The organism is Bradyrhizobium sp. CCBAU 45394 (genome assembly GCF_028128655.1).
Taxonomy (GTDB): Bacteria; Pseudomonadota; Alphaproteobacteria; order Rhizobiales; family Xanthobacteraceae; genus Bradyrhizobium; species Bradyrhizobium diazoefficiens.
In genome coordinates, this window is the sequence record NZ_LBIX01000177.1 from 239,271 (window position 1) to 258,455 (window position 19,185).

22 protein-coding genes are annotated in these 19,185 nt (G+C 64.1%); 13 read left to right on the forward strand and 9 right to left on the reverse strand.

The features are described from left to right. Nucleotides 1-11: 11 nt before the first annotated feature. Nucleotides 12-6,299, reverse strand: a complete 6,288-nt coding sequence (locus WN73_RS41935; protein ID WP_271558156.1) for a HAMP domain-containing protein — start codon at nt 6,297-6,299, stop codon at nt 12-14. A 270-nt stretch (nt 6,300-6,569) separates the two neighbouring features. Next, nucleotides 6,570-7,079, reverse strand: a complete 510-nt coding sequence (locus WN73_RS41940) for a DUF4142 domain-containing protein (protein ID WP_161536034.1) — start codon at nt 7,077-7,079, stop codon at nt 6,570-6,572. Nucleotides 7,080-7,174: 95 nt separating this feature from the next. Between WN73_RS41940 and WN73_RS41945 the strand changes: the two genes are divergently transcribed. The 3 genes from WN73_RS41945 (at nt 7,175) to WN73_RS41955 (ending at nt 7,915) form a co-directional block, all read left to right on the forward strand. Beyond that, on the forward strand, nt 7,175-7,369 hold the full coding sequence (locus WN73_RS41945) for a hypothetical protein (RefSeq protein WP_028175368.1): 195 nt from the start codon (nt 7,175-7,177) through the stop codon (nt 7,367-7,369). 108 nt (nt 7,370-7,477) lie between these two features. Next, nucleotides 7,478-7,609, forward strand: coding sequence for a hypothetical protein (locus WN73_RS41950; RefSeq protein WP_257787559.1), 132 nt, complete (start codon nt 7,478-7,480; stop codon nt 7,607-7,609). 84 nt (nt 7,610-7,693) lie between these two features. Continuing rightward, on the forward strand, nt 7,694-7,915 hold the full coding sequence (locus WN73_RS41955) for a hypothetical protein (RefSeq protein WP_011085387.1): 222 nt from the start codon (nt 7,694-7,696) through the stop codon (nt 7,913-7,915). A gap of 143 nt (nt 7,916-8,058) precedes the next feature. Here the strand turns inward: WN73_RS41955 and WN73_RS41960 are convergent, their stop codons facing one another. After that, nucleotides 8,059-8,319: a hypothetical protein gene (locus tag WN73_RS41960; RefSeq protein WP_028175367.1), complete on the reverse strand. Its 261-nt coding sequence runs from the start codon at nt 8,317-8,319 to the stop codon at nt 8,059-8,061. A 173-nt stretch (nt 8,320-8,492) separates the two neighbouring features. Between WN73_RS41960 and WN73_RS41965 the strand changes: the two genes are divergently transcribed. Together WN73_RS41965 and WN73_RS41970 are read left to right on the forward strand one after the other, a co-directional pair. Next, nucleotides 8,493-8,651: a hypothetical protein gene (locus WN73_RS41965; RefSeq protein WP_165448144.1), complete on the forward strand. Its 159-nt coding sequence runs from the start codon at nt 8,493-8,495 to the stop codon at nt 8,649-8,651. Next, nucleotides 8,635-8,826: a hypothetical protein gene (locus WN73_RS41970; protein ID WP_060910906.1), complete on the forward strand. Its 192-nt coding sequence runs from the start codon at nt 8,635-8,637 to the stop codon at nt 8,824-8,826. The genes WN73_RS41965 and WN73_RS41970 overlap by 17 nt, the downstream gene beginning before the upstream one ends. Nucleotides 8,827-9,052: 226 nt before the next feature. Here the strand turns inward: WN73_RS41970 and WN73_RS41975 are convergent, their stop codons facing one another. Next, a complete protein-coding gene (locus WN73_RS41975) occupies nt 9,053-9,280 on the reverse strand; it encodes a hypothetical protein (RefSeq protein WP_271558162.1) in 228 nt (75 codons plus the stop codon). A gap of 135 nt (nt 9,281-9,415) precedes the next feature. Between WN73_RS41975 and WN73_RS41980 the strand changes: the two genes are divergently transcribed. Both WN73_RS41980 and WN73_RS41985 read left to right on the forward strand, forming a co-directional pair. Further along, nucleotides 9,416-9,790 (forward strand): PRC-barrel domain-containing protein, encoded by a 375-nt coding sequence (locus WN73_RS41980; RefSeq protein ID WP_011085389.1) that lies wholly within the window; start codon nt 9,416-9,418, stop codon nt 9,788-9,790. Between the two features lie 22 nt (nt 9,791-9,812). Beyond that, a complete protein-coding gene (locus tag WN73_RS41985) occupies nt 9,813-9,971 on the forward strand; it encodes a hypothetical protein (RefSeq protein ID WP_271558164.1) in 159 nt (52 codons plus the stop codon). Nucleotides 9,972-10,095: 124 nt separating this feature from the next. On the opposite strand, the gene WN73_RS41990 is transcribed toward WN73_RS41985, so the two are convergent. Continuing rightward, nucleotides 10,096-10,560: a winged helix-turn-helix transcriptional regulator gene (locus WN73_RS41990; RefSeq protein ID WP_028175364.1), complete on the reverse strand. Its 465-nt coding sequence runs from the start codon at nt 10,558-10,560 to the stop codon at nt 10,096-10,098. Nucleotides 10,561-10,721: 161 nt separating this feature from the next. On the opposite strand from WN73_RS41990, the gene WN73_RS41995 reads away from it, so the two are divergent. From WN73_RS41995 to WN73_RS42015, 5 genes are all read left to right on the forward strand, one after another. After that, the gene (locus tag WN73_RS41995) at nt 10,722-11,459 is read left to right on the forward strand and encodes an SDR family oxidoreductase (RefSeq protein ID WP_271558166.1); all 738 of its coding nucleotides are present in this window, start codon (nt 10,722-10,724) and stop codon (nt 11,457-11,459) included. 62 nt (nt 11,460-11,521) lie between these two features. Continuing rightward, the gene (locus WN73_RS42000; RefSeq protein WP_011085392.1) at nt 11,522-12,523 is read left to right on the forward strand and encodes an NAD(P)H-dependent flavin oxidoreductase; all 1,002 of its coding nucleotides are present in this window, start codon (nt 11,522-11,524) and stop codon (nt 12,521-12,523) included. A gap of 110 nt (nt 12,524-12,633) precedes the next feature. Beyond that, nucleotides 12,634-13,053 carry a hypothetical protein gene (locus WN73_RS42005; RefSeq protein ID WP_028175362.1) on the forward strand — a complete coding sequence of 140 codons (420 nt, stop codon included), beginning with the start codon at nt 12,634-12,636 and terminating at the stop codon, nt 13,051-13,053. 277 nt (nt 13,054-13,330) lie between these two features. Further along, on the forward strand, nt 13,331-14,896 hold the full coding sequence (locus tag WN73_RS42010; protein WP_271558169.1) for an alkaline phosphatase D family protein: 1,566 nt from the start codon (nt 13,331-13,333) through the stop codon (nt 14,894-14,896). A gap of 291 nt (nt 14,897-15,187) precedes the next feature. Beyond that, nucleotides 15,188-16,006 (forward strand): aldo/keto reductase, encoded by an 819-nt coding sequence (locus WN73_RS42015; protein ID WP_271558171.1) that lies wholly within the window; start codon nt 15,188-15,190, stop codon nt 16,004-16,006. A gap of 66 nt (nt 16,007-16,072) precedes the next feature. On the opposite strand, the gene WN73_RS42020 is transcribed toward WN73_RS42015, so the two are convergent. Next, entirely contained in the window at nt 16,073-16,294 is a 222-nt protein-coding gene (locus WN73_RS42020) for a hypothetical protein (RefSeq protein ID WP_028175359.1), read from the reverse strand. Nucleotides 16,295-16,389: 95 nt separating this feature from the next. Then, a complete protein-coding gene (locus WN73_RS42025; protein ID WP_038965896.1) occupies nt 16,390-16,842 on the reverse strand; it encodes a hypothetical protein in 453 nt (150 codons plus the stop codon). 158 nt (nt 16,843-17,000) lie between these two features. On the opposite strand from WN73_RS42025, the gene WN73_RS42030 reads away from it, so the two are divergent. Then, nucleotides 17,001-17,273, forward strand: coding sequence for a helix-turn-helix domain-containing protein (locus WN73_RS42030; RefSeq protein WP_028175357.1), 273 nt, complete (start codon nt 17,001-17,003; stop codon nt 17,271-17,273). 7 nt (nt 17,274-17,280) lie between these two features. Here the strand turns inward: WN73_RS42030 and WN73_RS42035 are convergent, their stop codons facing one another. Next, the gene (locus WN73_RS42035; RefSeq protein ID WP_271558172.1) at nt 17,281-18,513 is read right to left on the reverse strand and encodes an aminotransferase-like domain-containing protein; all 1,233 of its coding nucleotides are present in this window, start codon (nt 18,511-18,513) and stop codon (nt 17,281-17,283) included. A gap of 88 nt (nt 18,514-18,601) precedes the next feature. Next, complete coding sequence (locus WN73_RS42040; protein WP_271558452.1) at nt 18,602-19,129, reverse strand: DUF3124 domain-containing protein; 528 nt, start codon at nt 19,127-19,129, stop codon at nt 18,602-18,604. Nucleotides 19,130-19,185: the final 56 nt, after the last annotated feature.

Sequence of the window (19,185 nt, forward strand, 5' to 3'; positions counted from 1 at the left end):
GCGCATCCAGCTCAGCGGTGCAGCCACATGCGGATCGCAAGCAGCAATTGATCGGTGTTGACGGGCTTGGCGAGGTAGTCGGACGCGCCGGCCTCCAGGCATTTCTCGCGGTCGCCCTTCATCGCCTTGGCGGTCAGCGCGATGATCGGCAGGCGCAAGAAGGCCGGGTTCTCGCGGATCACGCCGATGGTCTGATATCCATCCATCTGAGGCATCATGATGTCCATCAGGACGATGGCGATTTCCGGATTGGACTCGACCAGCGTTACCGCCTCGCGGCCGGTGGTCGCCGTCAGCACCTTCATGCCGCGCCGTTCCAGCACGCTCGACAACGCGAAGATGTTGCGGGCGTCGTCGTCGACGAGCAGCGCGGTCTTGCCGATCAGGTCCTCGTCGGAACTGTTCAGCTTCTCCAGCATGCGCTGCTTCTCGACCGGCAGCTCCGTGATCACGCGATGCAGGAACAACGCGGTCTCGTCGAGCAGGCGCTCCGGCGATTCCACGCCCTTGACCACGATGCTGCGCGCCATGGTGTGGAGCTCGGCATCTTCCTCCGCCGAGAGCTCGCGGCCGGTGAACACCACGACCGGAATGTTCGAAAGTGCTTCGTCGTGACGGATCTGGTCCAGCACCTCGAAGCCGCTCATGTCCGGCAATCTCAAGTCCAGCACCACGCAGTCGCAGGGCGCCTCGCGCAGCGTCGAGAGTGCGCCGGCGCCGGTGTCGGTCGTCACGATCTCGATATCGTCGTGATGCAGGAGCTCGCGGATCGAGAGCTGTTCGGCCTCGTTGTCCTCGACGATCAAGAGCCGCTTGCGGCGCGGCCGCGCATATTCCTTGATCTGCGTCAGCGCGGCCGAAACCCCTTCGGTCGTCGTCGGCTTGTTGACGAAGGAGAAGGCGCCGCGCGCCAGTGCATGCTGGCGGTCCTCGTCGAGCGTGATGATCTGCACGGGGATGTGGCGCGTCAGCGGATTGTGCTTGAGCTGGCTCAGCACGGTCCAGCCGAGCATGTCCGGCAGGAACACGTCGAGCGAGACCGCTCTCGGCTGGTATTGCTTGGCAAGTTCCAGCGCCTCGGCACCGCGGGCCGCGACCAGCACCTTGAAACCCTTGTCGCGTGCGAGATCGACCAGCACGCGCGCGTAATGCGGGTCGTCCTCGACGATCAGGAGGATGCTGTCGCCGGGTTCGAGGTTGAGGCGGTCGTCGGGAAGCTGCTCGATGACGCGCTGCTCGGGCGCCGTCGGTTGCAGCGCCGGCGGCTGGCTGTATTGCTGTGGCGTGGCGCGCGGCGCAAGTGTCGGGCCGGAATATTTCAACGGCAGATAAAGGGTGAAGGACGAGCCCTTGCCCGGTGCGCTGCGCAGATGGATTTCGCCGCCGAGCAGGCTGGCGAGCTCGCGGCTGATGGCGAGGCCAAGGCCGGTGCCGCCGTATTTGCGGCTGGTGCCGGCGTCGGCCTGCTGGAAGGCCTCGAAGATCAGCTTCTGCTTCTCCAGGGGAATGCCGATGCCGGTATCCGACACCTCGAACGCGATCACGGCCGGCGCGGAGTTCAGCACCGGGTGATCCGTGCCCCACCCCCCGAGCGCACCGCCAACCTTCAGGCGCACTTCGCCTTCGGCGGTGAACTTGAAGGCGTTGGAAAGCAGGTTCTTCAGGACCTGTTGCAGGCGCTTGGAGTCGGTGACGATGCTGCGCGCGAGGTTCGGGTCGACGTCGATTTTGAATGACAGGTTGCGGTTTTCCGCCTCGTGCCGGAACGGCCGCCCGACGGTTTCGAGCAGGTTCGCGGTCAGGATTTCCTCGGCGTCCACCGTCACCGTGCCGGACTCGATCTTGGAGAGATCGAGAATGTCGCTGATGAGGTTGAGCAGGTCGGTGCCGGCGCCGTGGATGGTGCGGGCGAATTCGACCTGCTTGGCCGAGAGGTTGCCGTCCGGGTTGTCGGTGAGCTGCTGTCCGAGGATCAGGATCGAGTTCAGCGGCGTGCGCAGCTCGTGGCTCATATTGGCGAGGAATTCGGACTTGTACTTCGAGGTCAGCGCGAGCTCGGTCGCCTTCTCCTCGAGCGCGCGGCGGGCCTGCTCGATCTCCTGGTTCTTGCGCTCGACCTCGACGTTGCGCTCGGCGAGCTGCTGCGCCTTCTGCTCGAGCTGGTCGTTGGTCTGCTGCAATTCGCGCTGCTGGGTCTGAAGCTCGCCGGCCAGCTGCTGCGACTGCTTGAGCAGGCCTTCGGTCTGCATCGTCGCCTCGATCGAGTTGAGCACGATGCCGATGGAGTCGGTGAGCTGCTCCAGGAAGGTCATTTGCGAGGTCGTGAACGAGGTCAGCGAGGCGAGCTCGATCACGGCCTTGACCTGGCCCTCGAACAGCACCGGCAGCACCACGAGGTTCTTCGGGGCGACGCGGAACAGCGCCGAGTTGATCGGCACCACGTCGGAGGGAATATCCGCGACCACGCGCGGCCGCCTGTCGAGCGCGCATTGGCCGATCAGGCCGTCGCCGAACGGCAGTACGCGCTGGTAGGGGTAGATGCCGTCGCCGGCGTAGGAGGCGAGCAGCAGGAGCTGTGGATTCTCCTCGTTCTCGACCTGGTAGATCACGCCGGTATGCGCGTTCACCAGCGGCGACAGTTCGGTCAGCAGCAGCCGGCCGACGGTGGCGAGGTCGCGCTGGCCCTGAAGCATGTTGGTGAATTTCGCGAGGTTGGTCTTCAGCCAGTCCTGCTCGGTGTTCACGTCCGTCGTGAGACGGAGGTTCGTGATCATCGTGTTGATGTTGTCTTTCAATTCCGCGACTTCGCCGCGGGCGTCGACCTGGATCGACCGCGTCAGGTCGCCCTTGGTCACGGCGGTCGCCACTTCCGCGATTGCGCGCACCTGCGAGGTGAGGTTGGCCGCCAGGAGGTTGACGTTGCCGGTGAGGTCCTTCCAGGTGCCGGCCGCACCGGGCACGTTGGCCTGGCCGCCGAGGCGGCCCTCGACGCCGACCTCGCGCGCCACCGATGTCACCTGATCGGCGAAGGTCGCGAGCGTCTCGGTCATGTTGTTGATGGTGTCGGCGAGCGCCGCCACCTCGCCCCGCGATTTCATCGTCAGGTTCTGCTTGAGGTCGCCGTTGGCGACCGCGGTCACCACCTTGACGATGCCGCGCACCTGCTCGGTCAGGTTCGCAGCCATCAGATTGACGGTGTCGGTGAGGTCCTTCCAGGTGCCGGCAACGCCGGGCACCGCGGCCTGACCGCCGAGCTTGCCTTCGGTGCCGACCTCGCGCGCGACGCGGGTGACTTCACCGGCGAAGGCGTTGAGCTGGTCCACCATGGTGTTGATGGTGTTCTTCAGCTCGAGGATTTCCCCCTTCACGTCGACGGTGATCTTGCGCGACAGGTCGCCGCGGGCCACGGCCGTGGTCACTTCGGCGATGTTGCGGACCTGCGTGGTGAGGTTCGCAGCCAGGAGGTTGACGTTGTCGGTGAGGTCCTTCCAGGTGCCGCCGACGCCGGGCACGACGGCCTGACCGCCGAGCCGGCCCTCGGTGCCGACCTCGCGCGCCACGCGCGTCACTTCGGCGGCGAAGGAGCGGAGCTGCTCGACCATGGTGTTCAGGGTGTCCTTGAGCAGCAGGATCTCGCCGCGCACGTCCACCGTGATCTTCTTCGACAGGTCGCCGCCGGCGATCGCGGTCGCGACCTCGGCGATGTTGCGGACCTGGGCCGTCAGGTTCGAGGCCATGAAGTTGACGTTGTCGGTGAGGTCCTTCCAGGTGCCGGCGACGCCGGGCACCTCGGCCTGGCCGCCGAGCTTGCCTTCGGTGCCGACCTCGCGCGCGACGCGTGTCACTTCGCCGGCAAAGCCGTTGAGCTGGTCCACCATGGTGTTGATGGTGTTCTTCAGCTCGAGGATTTCGCCGCGCACGTCCACGGTGATCTTGCGCGAGAGGTCGCCGCGCGCCACGGCGGTGGTGACCTCGGCGATGTTGCGGACCTGGGCGGTGAGGTTGCCCGCCATCGAGTTCACGCTGTCGGTGAGATCCTTCCAGGTGCCGGCGACGCCGGGCACGTTGGCCTGGCCGCCGAGCCGGCCCTCGGTGCCGACCTCGCGCGCCACGCGCGTCACCTCGCCCGCGAAGCGGTTGAGCTGGTCGACCATCGTATTCAGCGTGTCCTTGAGCTGAAGGATCTCGCCGCGCACGTCCACCGTGATCTTGCGCGAGAGGTCGCCGCCGGCGATCGCGGTTGCGACCTCGGCGATGTTGCGGACCTGGGCGGTGAGGTTACCGGCCATCGAGTTGACGCTGTCGGTGAGGTCCTTCCAGGTGCCGGCGACGCCGGGCACCTCGGCCTGGCCGCCGAGCTTGCCTTCGGTGCCGACCTCGCGGGCGACGCGCGTGACTTCGCCGGCGAAGGCGTTGAGCTGGTCGACCATTGTGTTGAGCGTTTCCTTCAGCTGAAGGATCTCGCCCGACACGTTCACGGTGATCTTCTTCGACAGGTCGCCCTTGGCCACGGCGGTGGCGACTTCGGCGATGTTGCGGACCTGCCCCGTCAGGTTCGAGGCCATCGAGTTGACGCTGTCCGTCAAATCTTTCCAGGTGCCGGCGACGCCGCGCACCTGGGCCTGGCCGCCGAGCTTGCCTTCGGTGCCGACCTCGCGGGCGACGCGCGTGACTTCGCCGGCGAAGGCGTTGAGCTGGTCCACCATGGTGTTGATGGTGTCTTTCAGCTCGAGGATCTCGCCGCGCACGTCCACGGTGATCTTCTTCGACAAGTCGCCGCCGGCGACCGCCGTCGTCACCTCGGCGATGTTGCGGACCTGTGCGGTCAGGTTCGACGCCATCGAGTTGACGCTTTCCGTGAGGTCCTTCCAGGTGCCGGCGACGCCGAGCACGTTGGCCTGACCGCCGAGCCGGCCCTCGGTACCGACCTCGCGGGCGACGCGCGTGACTTCGCCGGCGAAGGCGTTGAGCTGGTCGACCATTGTGTTGAGCGTTTCCTTCAGCTGAAGGATCTCGCCGGACACGTTCACGGTGATCTTCTTGGAGAGGTCGCCGCCGGCGATGGCGGTGGCGACGTCGGCGATGTTGCGGACCTGCGCGGTCAGGTTCGACGCCATGAAATTGACGTTGTCGGTGAGGTCCTTCCAGGTGCCGGCCACACCGGGCACCTGGGCCTGGCCGCCGAGTTTGCCTTCCGTGCCGACCTCGCGTGCGACGCGCGTCACTTCGGAGGCGAAGGAGTTGAGCTGGTCCACCATGGTGTTGATGGTGTCCTTCAGCTCCAGGATTTCGCCGCGCACGTCCACCGTGATCTTGCGGGACAAGTCGCCGCGCGCCACGGCGGTGGTGACGTTGGCGATGTTGCGGACCTGCGCGGTCAGGTTGCCGCACATCGCGTTCACGGAGTCGGTGAGATCCTTCCAGGTGCCGGCGACGCCGGGCACGATCGCCTGGCCGCCGAGCTTGCCGTCGGTGCCGACCTCGCGCGCCACGCGCGTCACTTCGGAGGCGAAGGAGCGGAGCTGGTCCACCATCGTGTTGATGGCTTCCTTGAGCTGAAGGATCTCGCCGCGGACGTCGACGGTGATCTTCTTGGACAAGTCGCCATTGGCAACTGCGATCGTCACCTCGGCGATGTTGCGAACCTGGTTGGTCAAGTTGTTCGCCATCGAGTTGACGCTCTCGGTCAGATCCTTCCAGACGCCAGTCACCTCGGGCACCTGGGCCTGGCCGCCGAGCTTGCCTTCGGTGCCGACCTCGCGCGCCACGCGCGTCACCTCGGAGGTGAACACGCCGAGCTGCTTGATCATGGTGTTGACGATGTTCGCCGACTGCAGGAATTCACCGCGGAGCGGACGGCCGTCGACGTCGAGCTTGACGGTCTGGAGCAGGTCGCCTTGCGCCACCGCCGCGACCGCGCGGGTCACCTCGCGCGTCGGCCACAACAAATCGTCGATCAGCGTGTTGACGGAGCCTTCCATGTCGGCCCAGGAGCCGGAGGCGAGGCCGAACTTCACACGCTGCCGGGTCTTGCCCTCGCGTCCCACCACCTGGCCGACCAGCTCGAGCTGCTGCGCCATGCGCTGGTTGGCGGCGATGATTTCATTAAAAGTGTCGGCGATCTTGCCGTCGATGCCGAGATAGTCGCCGCTCATACGCACGGAGAAATCGCCGCTACGCATGGCCTGTAAGGCGAGGAGCAATTCCGGTCGGGAATCGGGCTCCGACGTACCGTTGATTTTTGGCTTTGGGACGCGACGACCGGAGCGTGATGCAGATCCGGGATCGAGGTCGCTCATACTGATTCCCCCGCAAGCGTCGGCCGAATCTTAGGCGTGACGCAATTAGTCAAACTAGAGCGTCAGCCTAATTCGAAATCAAGCGCCAAGGTTGCGGCGCGAGGAAATGGAACCTGCTTTGCTCAGCCCGACCACAGCAACGAAGAAAAAGCCGATTGGTTCCAAACGGTTCCAAAAGAATTTTGGGCCGGTTCGCCGCCTCTGCTGGCACTTGCCTGCCAATCGGCGGGGCGGGCACCACGGGCGGCGGCGGACGAAGGACGAAAGGGGCTATTTGTCTGCCATCGTCCGCTCAGCATCCTTCATCTGCGAACGCAGCACCGGCAGCTGGCCGTGGGCAAAGGCGGCTAGTGCGGCGTTGTCGGGAGCTTTGAGATAGTGCTCGAGCAGGCCAATGGTGGATTCATATTCAGGGATCTGCGCGGCATAGAAGGTTCGGACGTAGGCCGGTCCGTCCGAATTGTCGGGCTCGGCGACGCCTGTGCTCGCCGTTGTCTTGCCGACGCGCGGCTCAGCGCCGATCGCCTCTTGTATGTCCTTCAACGCTTTGTCGCGTTTCGCCGCTTCCTCGGCGCGCAGGGCGGCGAGGTTCTTCATCTCCGCGTTGCCCTTCAGGTCGGTGCTTTCCAGCAGGCCCTGCTGGAAGCGGCTGAACGCGTAGAGGCCGTTGATGACATCGGTCGCCGTCGGCACGCGTTCGCCCGGCCTTCGCTCGCCGGTGCTATCGGCAAGCGCTGCGGTGCTGATGAACATCAGGATGATCGCGACAAGAACTCGCATCGATATCAATGACCGATGGCGTGCAAGGTTCCCTGAACGTTACGATCCGGTAAGGGCGGTTGCGACGCGACAGTTCCGTCCCCACGTCATGATTCATGAAACAGTCTGACATTTACAGGGACAACGCCGACAACTGCTTGCAACTCGCCGAGCGGGCGGAAGGGCAACCTGCCTATAAGCGCTATTTGCGCATGGCAGACGCCTGGACCGCGCTCGCGACAGAACAGGACTGGCTTGATGGCGAAATTCCGCCCGTAACGACCCGTGCCTCCCAAAAGCAGGATGCATAGGCGCTCTCGTTTGGGTGTGACGCCGCGCACGGAATGCAAGTGACCAATCCAGGATCATTCGGGAACAGTCAATCGCGTTGATTTTCGATTCCAGAAGGAGATTTTGCAATGGCTCCACGTCTTGCTCTTCTTTCACTCATTCTCGCTTTTGGCGTCTCGGTGGCGTTCGCGACGGTGACGACGGTGCGGCAGGTGCATCTGGAGAACGCATCGGCTGCGGTGCATGCGGCGCATAGCTAGCGCCGCGGCCTCTCGCCTGAACCGGAACATTCGACGCGCCGGTGCGTAAGCGCTTCGGGACATCTGGAGAAGCGAGAGGACATCATGGCGCATTCCGACCACGGTATCGTCAGGGATCAGCGCGCGGAGGATCAACCGCGCGACAAGCAGCGTGCGCAGACCGCGCACAAGACGGGCTCGCACAAGACGGGATCGAAGGGCTCGCCGTCGCGCGAGGCGACGCGCGATCCCAAGCTCAACGACAACAACAAGACGCCGGGATCCGGCGTGATGCCGGACGATTCCGGCGACGCCCCGACAGGCTAGTTCTCGCAAGGAACGAATCCCTGCGCGAAGAGTCGACGGATTGCTTCCGGTTGTCATGCCCCCGGTGCGCCGGAAGCAATCTCCAAGGACGGCCCTGGCACCCCACTGTGCCGGGGTCGTTCTGTCTTGCGAGGCCGATCGAATCAATCCTCGGCGTCGTTCTCGGATTTTCCTGGGGCGTGTCCGTCTGGCCCCCGGCCAAATACACCAAACTCGCTTGATTTGACGCCCGTTGACGGGTCGATGCTCGTCTCGATGCCCGCGGCTGCGAGTCCGAATTTGAGCAGTTCGCGTACCGCTGCGGCACGCGTTGGCATGCGGTGCTTGAACCGGAAATCATCCACTGCGGCCAGCTCTTCCGGGGAAAGCATGACTTGGAGCCGCTCGGCGCGAAGGTCGTTCATGGTCAATCACGCAAATTGAGCAAGATGAGTAATTTGCTAAACCGGCCAACTTGCCGCGAGTTCCATAGGAGTCCAAAAAAGCGCCAGTTGAGCAATATAGTCTAAATAAATCAATAGGTTAGTTGAAACGTTTCGCGCGGAGGCGCATTCTCATAGGGAAAGGGAGATGCGTCATGACGGACGAGGTCAGGTTACCCCGCAAGCTTTCTGAGGAACGCGAAGCACAAAGGCCGGTGCGTCCAAGCCATCAGAAGGTCATTGAGCAAGTCGAGCGCTGGGCCAACAGCCCGGGCCTGCAACCCCCGAGGACGGACGATGCGAAGACGGTCTGAGCCCCACACATTCGCGCAACGTCTCGACGCGCACAGGCTACGGCTCGAGCATGAGCTTGCGAGCTTGCCGGTCGGCGTTCAGCGCGATTCCGTTGCCGCGCGCATCGAGCAGCTTCAGACCGCGGCCGAGATGTTTGAATTCCTGATGCCGCGGGAAGCTCTGGTGCCTCGCTGACCGCGGCCGGCATCAGGACGTTGAGCGTCGGGAAGCGATGCGAAGCTTTCGCCTCAGCCACCAGATCGACACGGAGACCGCGGCCCAGGTTGCGACGGCAGCGACGAATGCGCCGATGGTGCCCACCCAGCGATGAAGCGCAGGACCTGTTCGGCCATTGCCGTGCCCGCATCCTGCGCTTGTGGATCGGTTTCGCCAGCGTCCATTGCCGCAGCAGCCGCTCCGGCTAGTCGGCCGGATTGCGGCCGTTACGCGGATTGATGGGGTCGGTCGGCTTGCGCCGCAATCGCTCCGGCAGGAACGGTTCTTCCGGCGAGGCCGACGGCGCTGACCGTACGTCGGCATGGTGCTGCGCACGCTCATGCGGTGTCTGGGTGGAGTTGATGTGCCGCTTCACGTCGAGCCCATCGACAGGATCGTTGACGCCGTGCTGGATGTCGCGAAAGTCGCTCATGGTTCATTTCCTTTAAAGACTCAGAGAACCGCTCGTTTCCGGCGATGTTCCTGATGAGTCGCCGAACCGAACCCAATTTGGAACGATCACAATCGGAACCGGTTGGTCCACGCACTGGCTGAGTGGAGAAATGAGATGTTGAATCAACGCGAACTGGACCGCAGCGAAATGGGCCGGTTGATCGGCAGCGACAGGGTCGAGGGAACGTCGGTCTATGGCGCGGATCGCAACAAGATCGGTTCAATCGAGCGGGTGATGATCGACAAGATCAGCGGCAAGGTGTCCTACGCGGTGCTCGGCTTCGGTGGATTTTTGGGCGTCGGCAATGACCACTATCCCTTGCCTTGGCAGTCCCTGAAGTACGACACCGATCTCGGTGGCTACGTGACGGGGATTACAGCCAAGGAGCTGCAAGGCGCGCCGAAATATGGTGAGCAGAGCGATTGGAACTGGGGTGACGATGCGGCGGTGCGCGGCATCAACTCCTACTATGGCGTTCCCTTCGCGTAGGCCCCGCACCAGAGGAGATCCGATGAGCAAGGAAAAGCCCACCGACGATCCCCGTCATCAGAACGATTGGGGATCGCACGCCCAGACGGACAAGCCCTGGAAGGGAAATCCGGAGAAGGAGCAGCGATCGGGCGAGGCGAAGCCCGATCTGGAAAAATGGCAAGCCACCAAGACGCACTGACCAAGGTGCGCCGAGGCTGAAAGTATCACGAATGAAGAGCGCGGCATCGGCACCGCGCTTTCGCCCGCGATCGTCAACCGTGCCGATGATCTCACGGCGGCAGTGCTGCGCGCGCCAGCGCCGCTCAGCCCACCGTTTCCCTCCGCCCGGGCCCCGCATGCACATGCACCTGCTTTGCATGCAGCACCTCGCCGCACTCCGAGCACACCATCACCGGGTCGAACAGCTTGCCGCAAGTTTTGTGCTCATGCAGCATCGGGCGACCGCGCTCGTCGCCCATGTGGGTGTCGCCCCAATGCACCATCGCCATGATGATCGGGTAGAGGTCGAGGCCCTTCTGCGTCAGGATGTATTCGTAGCGCTTGGGCGCCTCGGAATAGGGGACGCGGCGCAGGATGCCGAAACGGACCAGCTTCTTCAGCCGCTCCGACAGAAGATGCCGTGTGATCTGGAGCGAGGACTGGAATCCCTCGAACCGTCGCACGCGCAAAAAGCATTCGCGCAGGATCAGAAGCGTCCAGCGGTCGCCGACCACGGCGACGGTGCGGGAGAGCGAGCAGGACTCTTCGTCCAGCGTGTCCCACTTCATGATGCGGTCTCCGACGCAGGCGTAGTAAGTCAGAAAAAGGAACTGACTTGAATGATCAGTGCAATTTGCACATGAGACTAGCATTCTGCCTCGCAATTTGACAGTTCTATTTTAGAACTATAGCCTTTGCTCCAAACATATCCGCACCGGAGGAGGCGACCTTGTCCAAGCGAAACGCGACAGCTGCCGTGATCGGGGCCGGCGATTTCATCGGCTCCGAAATCGCGAAGAAATTCGCCGCCGAAGGTTTTTCGATCTTCGCCGGCCGCCGCAACGGCGACAAGCTCGCGCCGCTGGTGAAGGACATCGAGGACGCCGGTGGCGAAATCCACGCGCGCTCGCTCGATGCGCGCAAGGAGGAAGAGGTCATCTCCTTCCTCGATGACGCCGACAAGCACGCGCCGCTGGAAGTTTGCATCTTCAACGTCGGCGCCAACGTCAATTTCCCGATACTCGACACCACCGAGCGCGTGTTCCGTAAAGTCTGGGAGATGGCCTGCTATTCCGGCTTCCTGGCAGGCCGGGAAGCTGCGCGGCTGATGCTTCCGCGCGGCGGCGGCAAAATCTTCTTCACTGGCGCAACGGCCTCCTTGCGTGGCGGCAGCGGCTTTGCCGCGTTCGCCAGCGCAAAGTTTGGTCTGCGTGCGGTGGCGCAGGCGATGGCGCGCGAGCTTGGGCCGAAGAACATCCACGTCGCCCATCTCATCATCGATTCCGGTGTTGACACCGAGTGGGTGCGGCAGCGCCGGCTCGAAGCGCTCGGCCCGAACGCGCTCGACAATCCCGACCTGCTGATGCCGCCGTCGGCCGTGGCCGATTCCTATTGGCAGCTCTACCAGCAGCCGAAGAGCGCTTGGACATTCGAGATGGAGATCCGGCCCTTCGGAGAGAAATGGTGACCGCGGCACGAGACTGCGGCTAGACTGATCCCAAGCAAACCGAAATCCGGGAGGAAGCCTACGTGAAGACCGCGATCACCGAACTGTTCGGCATCGAGCACCCCATCATCCAGGGCGGCATGCATTTCGTCGGCTTTGCCGAGCTGGCTGCCGCCGTCTCGAATGCCGGCGGGCTCGGCATCATCACCGGCCTCACGCAGAAGACACCGGAGCTGCTGGCGAAAGAGATCGCGCGCTGCCGCGACATGACCGACAAGCCGTTCGGCGTGAACCTCACGTTTCTGCCGGCCTTCTCGGCACCGCCTTATCCGGAATACATCGCGGCCATTGTCGAAGGCGGCGTCAAGGCGGTGGAGACTGCGGGTCGCAGCCCGGAACAGTATATGCCGGCACTTAAGGCGGCTGGCATCAAGGTGATCCATAAATGCACGTCAGTTCGCCATTCGCTGAAGGCCGAGCGGATCGGCTGCGATGCCGTCAGCGTCGACGGCTTTGAGTGCGGCGGCCATCCCGGCGAGGACGACATTCCGAACATGATCCTGCTGCCGCGCGCGGCGGAGGAATTGAAGATCCCGTTCGTCGCCTCCGGCGGCATGGCTGACGGGCGCAGCCTCGTCGCGGCGCTGTCGCTGGGCGCGGCCGGCATGAACATGGGCACGCGCTTCATCGCGACCAAGGAAGCGCCGGTGCATCAGAACGTGAAGAACGCGCTGGTCGCCGCCACCGAGCTCGACACCCGTCTGATCATGCGGAGCTTGCGCAACACCGAACGCGTCCTGAAGAACGCCAATGTCGATCGTCTGCTCGAGATCGAGCGCGAGAAGGGCGACAAGCTCACCATCGACGACATCCACGACCAGGTCGCGGGTGTCTATCCCAGGATCATGCTGGACGGGCAGATGGATGCGGGCGCCTGGAGCTGCGGCATGGTCGCAGGCCTCATCCACGACATTCCCTCCTGCAAGGAACTCGTCGATCGCATCATGAGTGAGGCGGAAACCATCATCCGCGGCCGCCTGATGGGGTTCCTGGACGGGACGGGTGCGACACGAAAGGTCGCCTGAACACCGCCGAACTTCTTAACCACGGTGGGACTTGACCGCTGGAATTGCGCGCGAGGCTTCCTAAATAGGGGCAAATTACCCCTTTAATAAATCAATTTCAGGAGGCGTCCGTGGTCCTGAAGAGCGCTCATTTTGCTGTTGCCGTTGCCCTCGTGCTCGCATGGGGCGGCGCATCGCGCGCTGATGACTATAAGCCCGATGAATATTTCGGTCTCGATCTGTCCAAGGCGGTGTTGTCGCCGAAGCGGCTCGGGCCGGAGACGCGGTTCGCACCGGTCGCGTTAGAGGCCCGCGGCGGCAACGAGGCGCAGGCCCGTGCCGAGCCGGTTGACGTGCCGAAGAAGGTCGCGGCCGAACGCGTGCACGTGGCCGAACCGAAGGCCGCGCACGTCAAGGCCGCGCAGCCGCGTGGTGCGGCCCGGACCAAACTCGCGCATCGCCACGGCAATCCGTTGGATGCGCAGGCGAGGGATACCCGCATCCAGACCTGGCCGTGCCGCTCCGGCGGCATCTGCAACTGGCAGCGTTAGCCGCGACGACGCGCCTTCTTCACCTCTCCCCGCTTGCGGGGAGAGGTCGGATTGCGAAGCAATCCGGGTGAGGGGGTACAGGTCCATCGATGATCTCACCTGTGGAGAGAGGCCCCTCACCCCGTAAGAACGGGGCGAGGGAGCGCACCGCGCTCGGGGCTGCATCTCACCCGTCATCCCCGCGTCGCAAAACCGTAGGCGCGGAGTCAAGAAACCGTAAGGGTAGGAGTCAAGGAGCGCAGGCACCTTCCGTCGCGATTCGACGAAGGTCTCCTGAATGGCAACGCTCCGCGCCCCGCGCGCATGGACCCGGCGGCAATTCCTGGTCCGCTCCACCTCCGGCCTCGCCTTGGCCGCGCTCGCAAAGCCATCCATCAGCCGTGCCGCCGACCGCCCGCAGATCGCCGGCGGCATCCAGTCCGGCGACGTCTCGGACGGCTCCGCCGTGATCTGGGCGCGCACCGACCGGGCCGCGCGCATGCAGGTGGAATGCTCGACCGTCGAGAGTTTCAAGACCATTGTTACCGCGGCCTCCGGCGACGCGCGGCCCGACGCCGACTTCACCTCGAAGCTGCTGCTGAGCGATCTGCCGCCGGGCCAGGACATCTTCTATCGCGTCCGCTTCGATGACATCGCGACCGGCATCGCCGGCGAAAGCCGCGTCGGCCATTTCCGCACTGCGCCGGCCGCAGGGCAATCGATCTCGTTCCTGTGGTCCGGCGACACCGCGGGGCAGGGCTGGGGCATCGACATCTCGCGCGGCGGCTATCGCAGCTATCGCACCATGCTCGACAATCGCCCTGACTTCTTCATTCACTCCGGTGACCATATCTACGCCGACTGCACGATTCCATCCGAGCAGAAGCTGCCGAGCGGCGAGACCTGGCGCAACATCGTCACGGAGGAAAAATCGGAGGTCGCGCACACGCTGGCGCAGTTTCGCGGCAACTACAAATACAATCATCTCGACGAGCATTTTCGCGATTTCCACGCGAATGTGCCGATGTTCGCGCAGTGGGACGATCACGAGGTCACCAACGACTGGTCACCGTCCGGCAGCTATGACGAGGCCGGTTATGAGGACGACGGCACGCCGCGCCTGGTCGCGCGCGCCCGCCGCGCCTTCTTCGACTTCATGCCGATCCGCGACATCGGCGCACGGCAGGGGCGGGTCTATCGCAAGATCGCTTACGGTCCGCTGCTCGACGTCTTCATGATCGACATGCGCAGTTTTCGGGATGAGACCTGGAACAAGGGCGCCGACCATCGCGGCTGGATTCTCGGCGCCGAGCAGCTGGCCTGGCTGAAGCGGGAGCTGGCCGCCTCGCGCGCGACCTGGAAGGTGATCGCCGCCGACCTGCCGATCGGCCTGATCAGTCTCGACGCGGTCGCGCTCGGCAATGGGCCGCCTGATAGACGCGAGCACGAGATCGCCGATCTGCTCGGCTCCATCGGGCGCGCCGGCGTGCGCAACGTCGTCTGGCTCACCGCCGACATGCACTACACCGCCGCGCACTACTACGATCCCAATAGGGCGCAATTCCAGGACTTCGAACCGTTCTGGGAGTTCGTCTCCGGCCCGCTGCATGCCGGCACCTGGGGCCCGGGCGAACTCGACGACACTTTTGGTCCGGTCGCGATGTACCAGAACGGATGCAGCGAAGCGCAGGGCGAGAACCTCGCGCCCTGCTTCGGATTGCAGTTCTTCGGCCGCGTCGACATCGATGGCGCGAGCGGCGTGATGACCGTGACGCTGAAAGACGTCGACAACCGCGACCTCTGGTCGGTCGACATCGTGCCGCAGTCGCAGGCGCGCCCGGCCGTGGTCGCGCAGCATTCGTGAGGCCGGTTCGTCATGCCCGGGCAGGAGCGCGAAGCGCGTCTTCGCGCTAGACGTCCCGGGCATCCACGTTCTGCGTGCCAAGGGGCAAGTCGTGGATGACCGGGTCAAGCCCCGGTCATGACGTTGGGGAGGCACTCAGTGCGCCGACGCTAACCCGATCTTGATTGGCCGCTCCGCGTCTCCCGCGCTACACTGACTGCTCCCGCCACCTCTTTTCCATCAACGAAGAGTCTGTCCCCGCGGCCTCACCGCGGGCATCTCGCGGGCTGAAATACATTAGGAGCCTGTTTTATGGACAATCTGAACACACAGGGCATCAGCATGCCCAAGCTCGGCCTCGGCACCTTTCGCATGCAGGGCGACGCCTGCCGCGCCGCGGTCGAGAGCGCGCTGTCGGTCGGCTACCGCCACATCGACACGGCCGAAATGTACGCCAACGAGGAACCCATCGGCGCCGCGCTCGCCGCGGCCCGGCTGCCGCGCGGTGAGTTGCACGTCACCACGAAGGTCTGGCACGAGAATTTGGCGCCGGATGCGATCCGGCGGGCCTTCGACGCCAGCCTGAAGAAGCTCCGGCTCGACCACGTCGATCTCTATCTCGTGCACTGGCCGTCCAAGTCTGCGAACTGGGGCGCGGTGTTCGAGACCTTGATGAAGCTGAAGGAGGAGGGACGCACGCGGGCGATTGGCGTTGCCAATTTCACCACGGCGCTGCTCAAGATCGCGGTCGAGGACATCAGGGCGCCGATCGCCTGCAACCAGATCGAATATCACGCGATGCTCGATCAATCGAAGGTGCTGGCCTATCTCAATGCCAGGTCGATCCCGCTGGTCGCCTATTGCCCGCTGGCGCAGGGACGCGTTGCCTCCGATCCGGTGCTGGCGGAGATCGGCGCCAGGCACAACGCGACCGCTGCACAGGTTGCGCTGAAATGGCTGCTCGACCAGGGCGGCGTTGCGGCGATCCCGAAGGCCTCGCGCCGCGAGAGCCAGCAGGCCAATCTCGATGCGCTGAAGATCACGCTCGACGATGCCGACCGCAACAAGATCGCAGCGCTACCGAAGGACAGACGTTGCGTCAATCCCGGCTTTGCGCCGGCGTGGGACTGACCATAAGCACGTCGCGAACGCAAAGAAATGGCCCCGCGAGGGGCCATTTCGATGTTGCGTTGCGCGTTAGTCCCAGTGGTGATGGCTTCGCTTGACCACGACGACACGATCGCGATGGTGCCAGCCGCGATGCCAGCCATGATCACGATGCTCGCGCATTTCGGCGCGGGCACCGTAACCGTAGCCATGGTGGCCGTTCCTGATCACCACCGTTTCGGCACTCGCCATCGTCGGTGCAATGATCGCGAGCGCGCCGAGAGCAGCAACCACATAACCAAGCTTCTTCATGATGTCCTCCTCCAACTCAATGCACATGAGAACCGCGCATTCGCGCGAACGTTCCGGAGGAACTGGCAGAGAATTCTGAACGGATGTTCAGATGCTCAATCGCAGCGTTGCTGCGCAGGTGTCGGCGCGCCCGTGGCGACGTATTTGCCGTCCCTGATCGTATATGCGCCGCGCTCGCTGCGATTGTAGATCGCGCGCAGGCTGCCGTCCTTGGCCAGCAGCAGCCCGAACTCGCGGGTCTGATGCAGCGATGGAAAGTACACCATCACATTGAGCAGGCCCTCGGCGTTGACCGTGGCGGACACGACTTCGTTCTCGTCCTTGGCCTCGCCGAAATTGCGCCGGTACATCACCCGGCCGTCCTTCTGGATCTCGTAAGTCAGGAGCGCCCCCCTGTCGCGGTCGGGCCGCGCCGCGCAATCGACCGCCCATGAGCCGAGCAGGCCCCATTGTTCGACCGTCGCCGCAAGCGTCTCGGCACCGGCCGTGGACGTGAACGCGACCCACACCACCGCCGCCGTGGTCCAGCGGCTCAACCAACGCGTCATGTCCTGAAAGGCCCCACCTCGAAGAATTCCAAAGTGTAGCATCCCGCCCGCGGTCGTCCACGCCAGCCGCCGATCGCTCGCGAATTTGATCCGCGTCAATGAGGCCGGCCGTATCGGGGGTAGGATGGCTGCTCCCGAAGGCGAACGTGGATAGACCAATGCTGAATCAAGTCATGGATTTTGCGGGCGAAGTGCTGCCGGGGAGCTGTGCCGTGCCGCCTTATTCGGAGACCGCGTTTCTGGCCGAGCTGGGCGACCGCTTGAAGTCCTCGCGCACGCGCTGCGACCTCTCGCGCCGGGAGCTGGCCCGCCGCTCCGGGATTTCCGAGCGCTATATCGCCCAGATTGAGGCAGGCAAGGGCAACGTCTCGATCGTCCTGTTGCTGCGGCTGGCCTCCGCGATCCACGGCAGCCAGCCCCAGGCGGCTTGACGAGGCGTTAAGCCCGCTTCTCCACATTGGCGCTGCGGGCCGGCACGCCGAACTCCTTGCGGCAGACCTCGGCCAGCACAGCGACGCCCTCGCGGATCTGCTGATGCGTCGGGCTGGCAAAGCACAGCCGCAGGCGTGAGCTGGAATGGCTCTTGCTGGTGGACCATTCCGGCCCCGGATTGATCGAGACACCGGCGGCAAGCGCGGCCTGATAGAGCTTCAGCGTATCGACCTGGTCGGGCAGCTTCACCCACAGGAAGATGCCGCCCTTGGGCTCCTCGAACTCCGCCGCCGTTCCGAACTGCTCATTGAGGGCTTCCATCAGCGTATCGAGCTTGGTGCGCAGCGTCTTCGTCAGAGCCGGCACGTGGCTTGCGAAATGCGGCTTGCAATAGGCCGCCAGCACCATCTGCTCCAGCGCACCGGAGCCGGCATCCGTCTTCAGCGACAGCATCAGCGACATCACATCCCAGGGCGCGACGATGAAGCCGACGCGCAGCGCCGGCGCGATCGATTTCGAGAACGAACCGATGTGGATCACGCCGCCGTTCGGGCTCATCGCATAAATCGCCGGCGGCCGCTGTCCCGACCAGACGAGATCGGCATAGCAGTCATCCTCGAAGATCGGCACCCCATACTCGGCCGCGAGCCGCACCAGCTCGGCGCGGCGGCTCTCCGGCATGATGCTGCCGGTCGGGTTCTGCACAGTCGGGATAGTGTAGATGTATTTTGGGCGGATGCCGCGGCTCTTCAAGTCGGCCAGCGTCGTGGCCAGCACGTCCATGCGCATGCCGTCCGCATCGAGCGGAATGCCTGCTACGTTGACGCCGAGCCGTGCCAGACGGTTCAGCGAGCCCTGATAGCTGTCCTGCTCGAAGATCACGGTATCGCCGCGGGCGAGCAGCGTATTGTTGACGAGGTCGAGCGCCTGGAGCGAGCCCGAGACGATCAGGAGATCGTCGACCGTGCAGTTGATGCCGGCATCGCGCTTCAGTTTTGTTACGAGGAATTCGCGCAGCGGCAGGTAGCCTTGCGGCCCGTGCGACAGACCGTAAGTGGCGAGCGATCGGCCCTCGCGTTGCAGGGCGAGGTTGGCCGCCTCGATCAGCTCATCCAGCGGCACCTGCTCGGAATCATTGTTGCCGCCGACAAAGCTGTATTTGGCAAGGCCCGTCCAGCGCGCGGAAGGGGCCGGCAGCCCTGCGGGAAACAGGGGCGCGAAATCGAAGCTGGACGTCATGGGAGCGTTCCTCGTTTTGTTCTTGTTGAGCGGCCGGCTTTGCGCCGACCTGCTTTACGTCTTGCTGACCGTCCGGGTCGGTCGGTCTCTACTTCTTTGTGGCCGTCCGGGTCGGACGGCCCTGGCTGATGAAAGCGTAATGCGCATTGGCGACGCCGCCAACCATCAAGGCCTCGACCACCGGCTCGGCGATGTCGCCCGTTGCGGCCCAGTCGACAATGAAATTGGCCCCGGTCCCGCCGCGCACGTCGTCGGTCGGAATGAAAATCGAGACGGTGGCGAGGGGCTTCAAGGCCACCGGCGCTTTCAGATAGCTCTCGACCTGTTTGCCTGCGGTGTCGAAATAGGCGATGCGCTTGACCACCAGCGGCTGGCTCTCGGAGGCGTTGTGAACGCTCAAGGTCACCGAGAAGTCGACGCGCAGCTTGCCCTGGCTCATCGCGACGCTGGAATAGGCCGGCACATAGAACCCGCCGGCGACGGCGAGCTCCTCTTTCGGCAGCACAGTGAGCGAATCGGCAAAGTTTTGTTCGATATTGACCTTGAATTGCGCCGCGGCCGGCAAGGCGAACGCGAACGGAGCTAGCACGGCTATCAGCCAGAGCACGATCCGCATGTGACGAATTGCTCGCTTGCCGCGGCGCAACCTGTCTCTAGGGTGCGGCAAAACGG

Bases quoted from the DNA above. Each gene is read 5' to 3' on its own strand.
- WN73_RS42010 (WP_271558169.1), top strand. From the start codon at position 13,331: ATGGCAACGCTCCGCGCCCCGCGCGCATGGACCCGGCGGCAATTCCTG.
- WN73_RS41955 (WP_011085387.1), top strand. From the start codon at position 7,694: ATGGCGCATTCCGACCACGGTATCGTCAGGGATCAGCGCGCGGAGGAT.
- WN73_RS41960 (WP_028175367.1), bottom strand. From the start codon at position 8,319: ATGAACGACCTTCGCGCCGAGCGGCTCCAAGTCATGCTTTCCCCGGAA.
- WN73_RS42035 (WP_271558172.1), bottom strand. From the start codon at position 18,513: ATGACGTCCAGCTTCGATTTCGCGCCCCTGTTTCCCGCAGGGCTGCCG.
- WN73_RS41985 (WP_271558164.1), top strand. From the start codon at position 9,813: ATGAGCAAGGAAAAGCCCACCGACGATCCCCGTCATCAGAACGATTGG.
- WN73_RS41940 (WP_161536034.1), bottom strand. From the start codon at position 7,079: ATGCGAGTTCTTGTCGCGATCATCCTGATGTTCATCAGCACCGCAGCG.
- WN73_RS41975 (WP_271558162.1), bottom strand. From the start codon at position 9,280: ATGAGCGACTTTCGCGACATCCAGCACGGCGTCAACGATCCTGTCGAT.
- WN73_RS42025 (WP_038965896.1), bottom strand. From the start codon at position 16,842: ATGACGCGTTGGTTGAGCCGCTGGACCACGGCGGCGGTGGTGTGGGTC.
- WN73_RS41965 (WP_165448144.1), top strand. From the start codon at position 8,493: ATGACGGACGAGGTCAGGTTACCCCGCAAGCTTTCTGAGGAACGCGAA.
- WN73_RS41970 (WP_060910906.1), top strand. From the start codon at position 8,635: ATGCGAAGACGGTCTGAGCCCCACACATTCGCGCAACGTCTCGACGCG.
- WN73_RS42030 (WP_028175357.1), top strand. From the start codon at position 17,001: ATGCTGAATCAAGTCATGGATTTTGCGGGCGAAGTGCTGCCGGGGAGC.
- WN73_RS41945 (WP_028175368.1), top strand. From the start codon at position 7,175: ATGAAACAGTCTGACATTTACAGGGACAACGCCGACAACTGCTTGCAA.
- WN73_RS41980 (WP_011085389.1), top strand. From the start codon at position 9,416: ATGTTGAATCAACGCGAACTGGACCGCAGCGAAATGGGCCGGTTGATC.
- WN73_RS42020 (WP_028175359.1), bottom strand. From the start codon at position 16,294: ATGAAGAAGCTTGGTTATGTGGTTGCTGCTCTCGGCGCGCTCGCGATC.
- WN73_RS41935 (WP_271558156.1), bottom strand. From the start codon at position 6,299: ATGAGCGACCTCGATCCCGGATCTGCATCACGCTCCGGTCGTCGCGTC.
- WN73_RS42040 (WP_271558452.1), bottom strand. From the start codon at position 19,129: ATGCGGATCGTGCTCTGGCTGATAGCCGTGCTAGCTCCGTTCGCGTTC.
- WN73_RS42015 (WP_271558171.1), top strand. From the start codon at position 15,188: ATGGACAATCTGAACACACAGGGCATCAGCATGCCCAAGCTCGGCCTC.
- WN73_RS41950 (WP_257787559.1), top strand. From the start codon at position 7,478: ATGGCTCCACGTCTTGCTCTTCTTTCACTCATTCTCGCTTTTGGCGTC.
- WN73_RS41990 (WP_028175364.1), bottom strand. From the start codon at position 10,560: ATGAAGTGGGACACGCTGGACGAAGAGTCCTGCTCGCTCTCCCGCACC.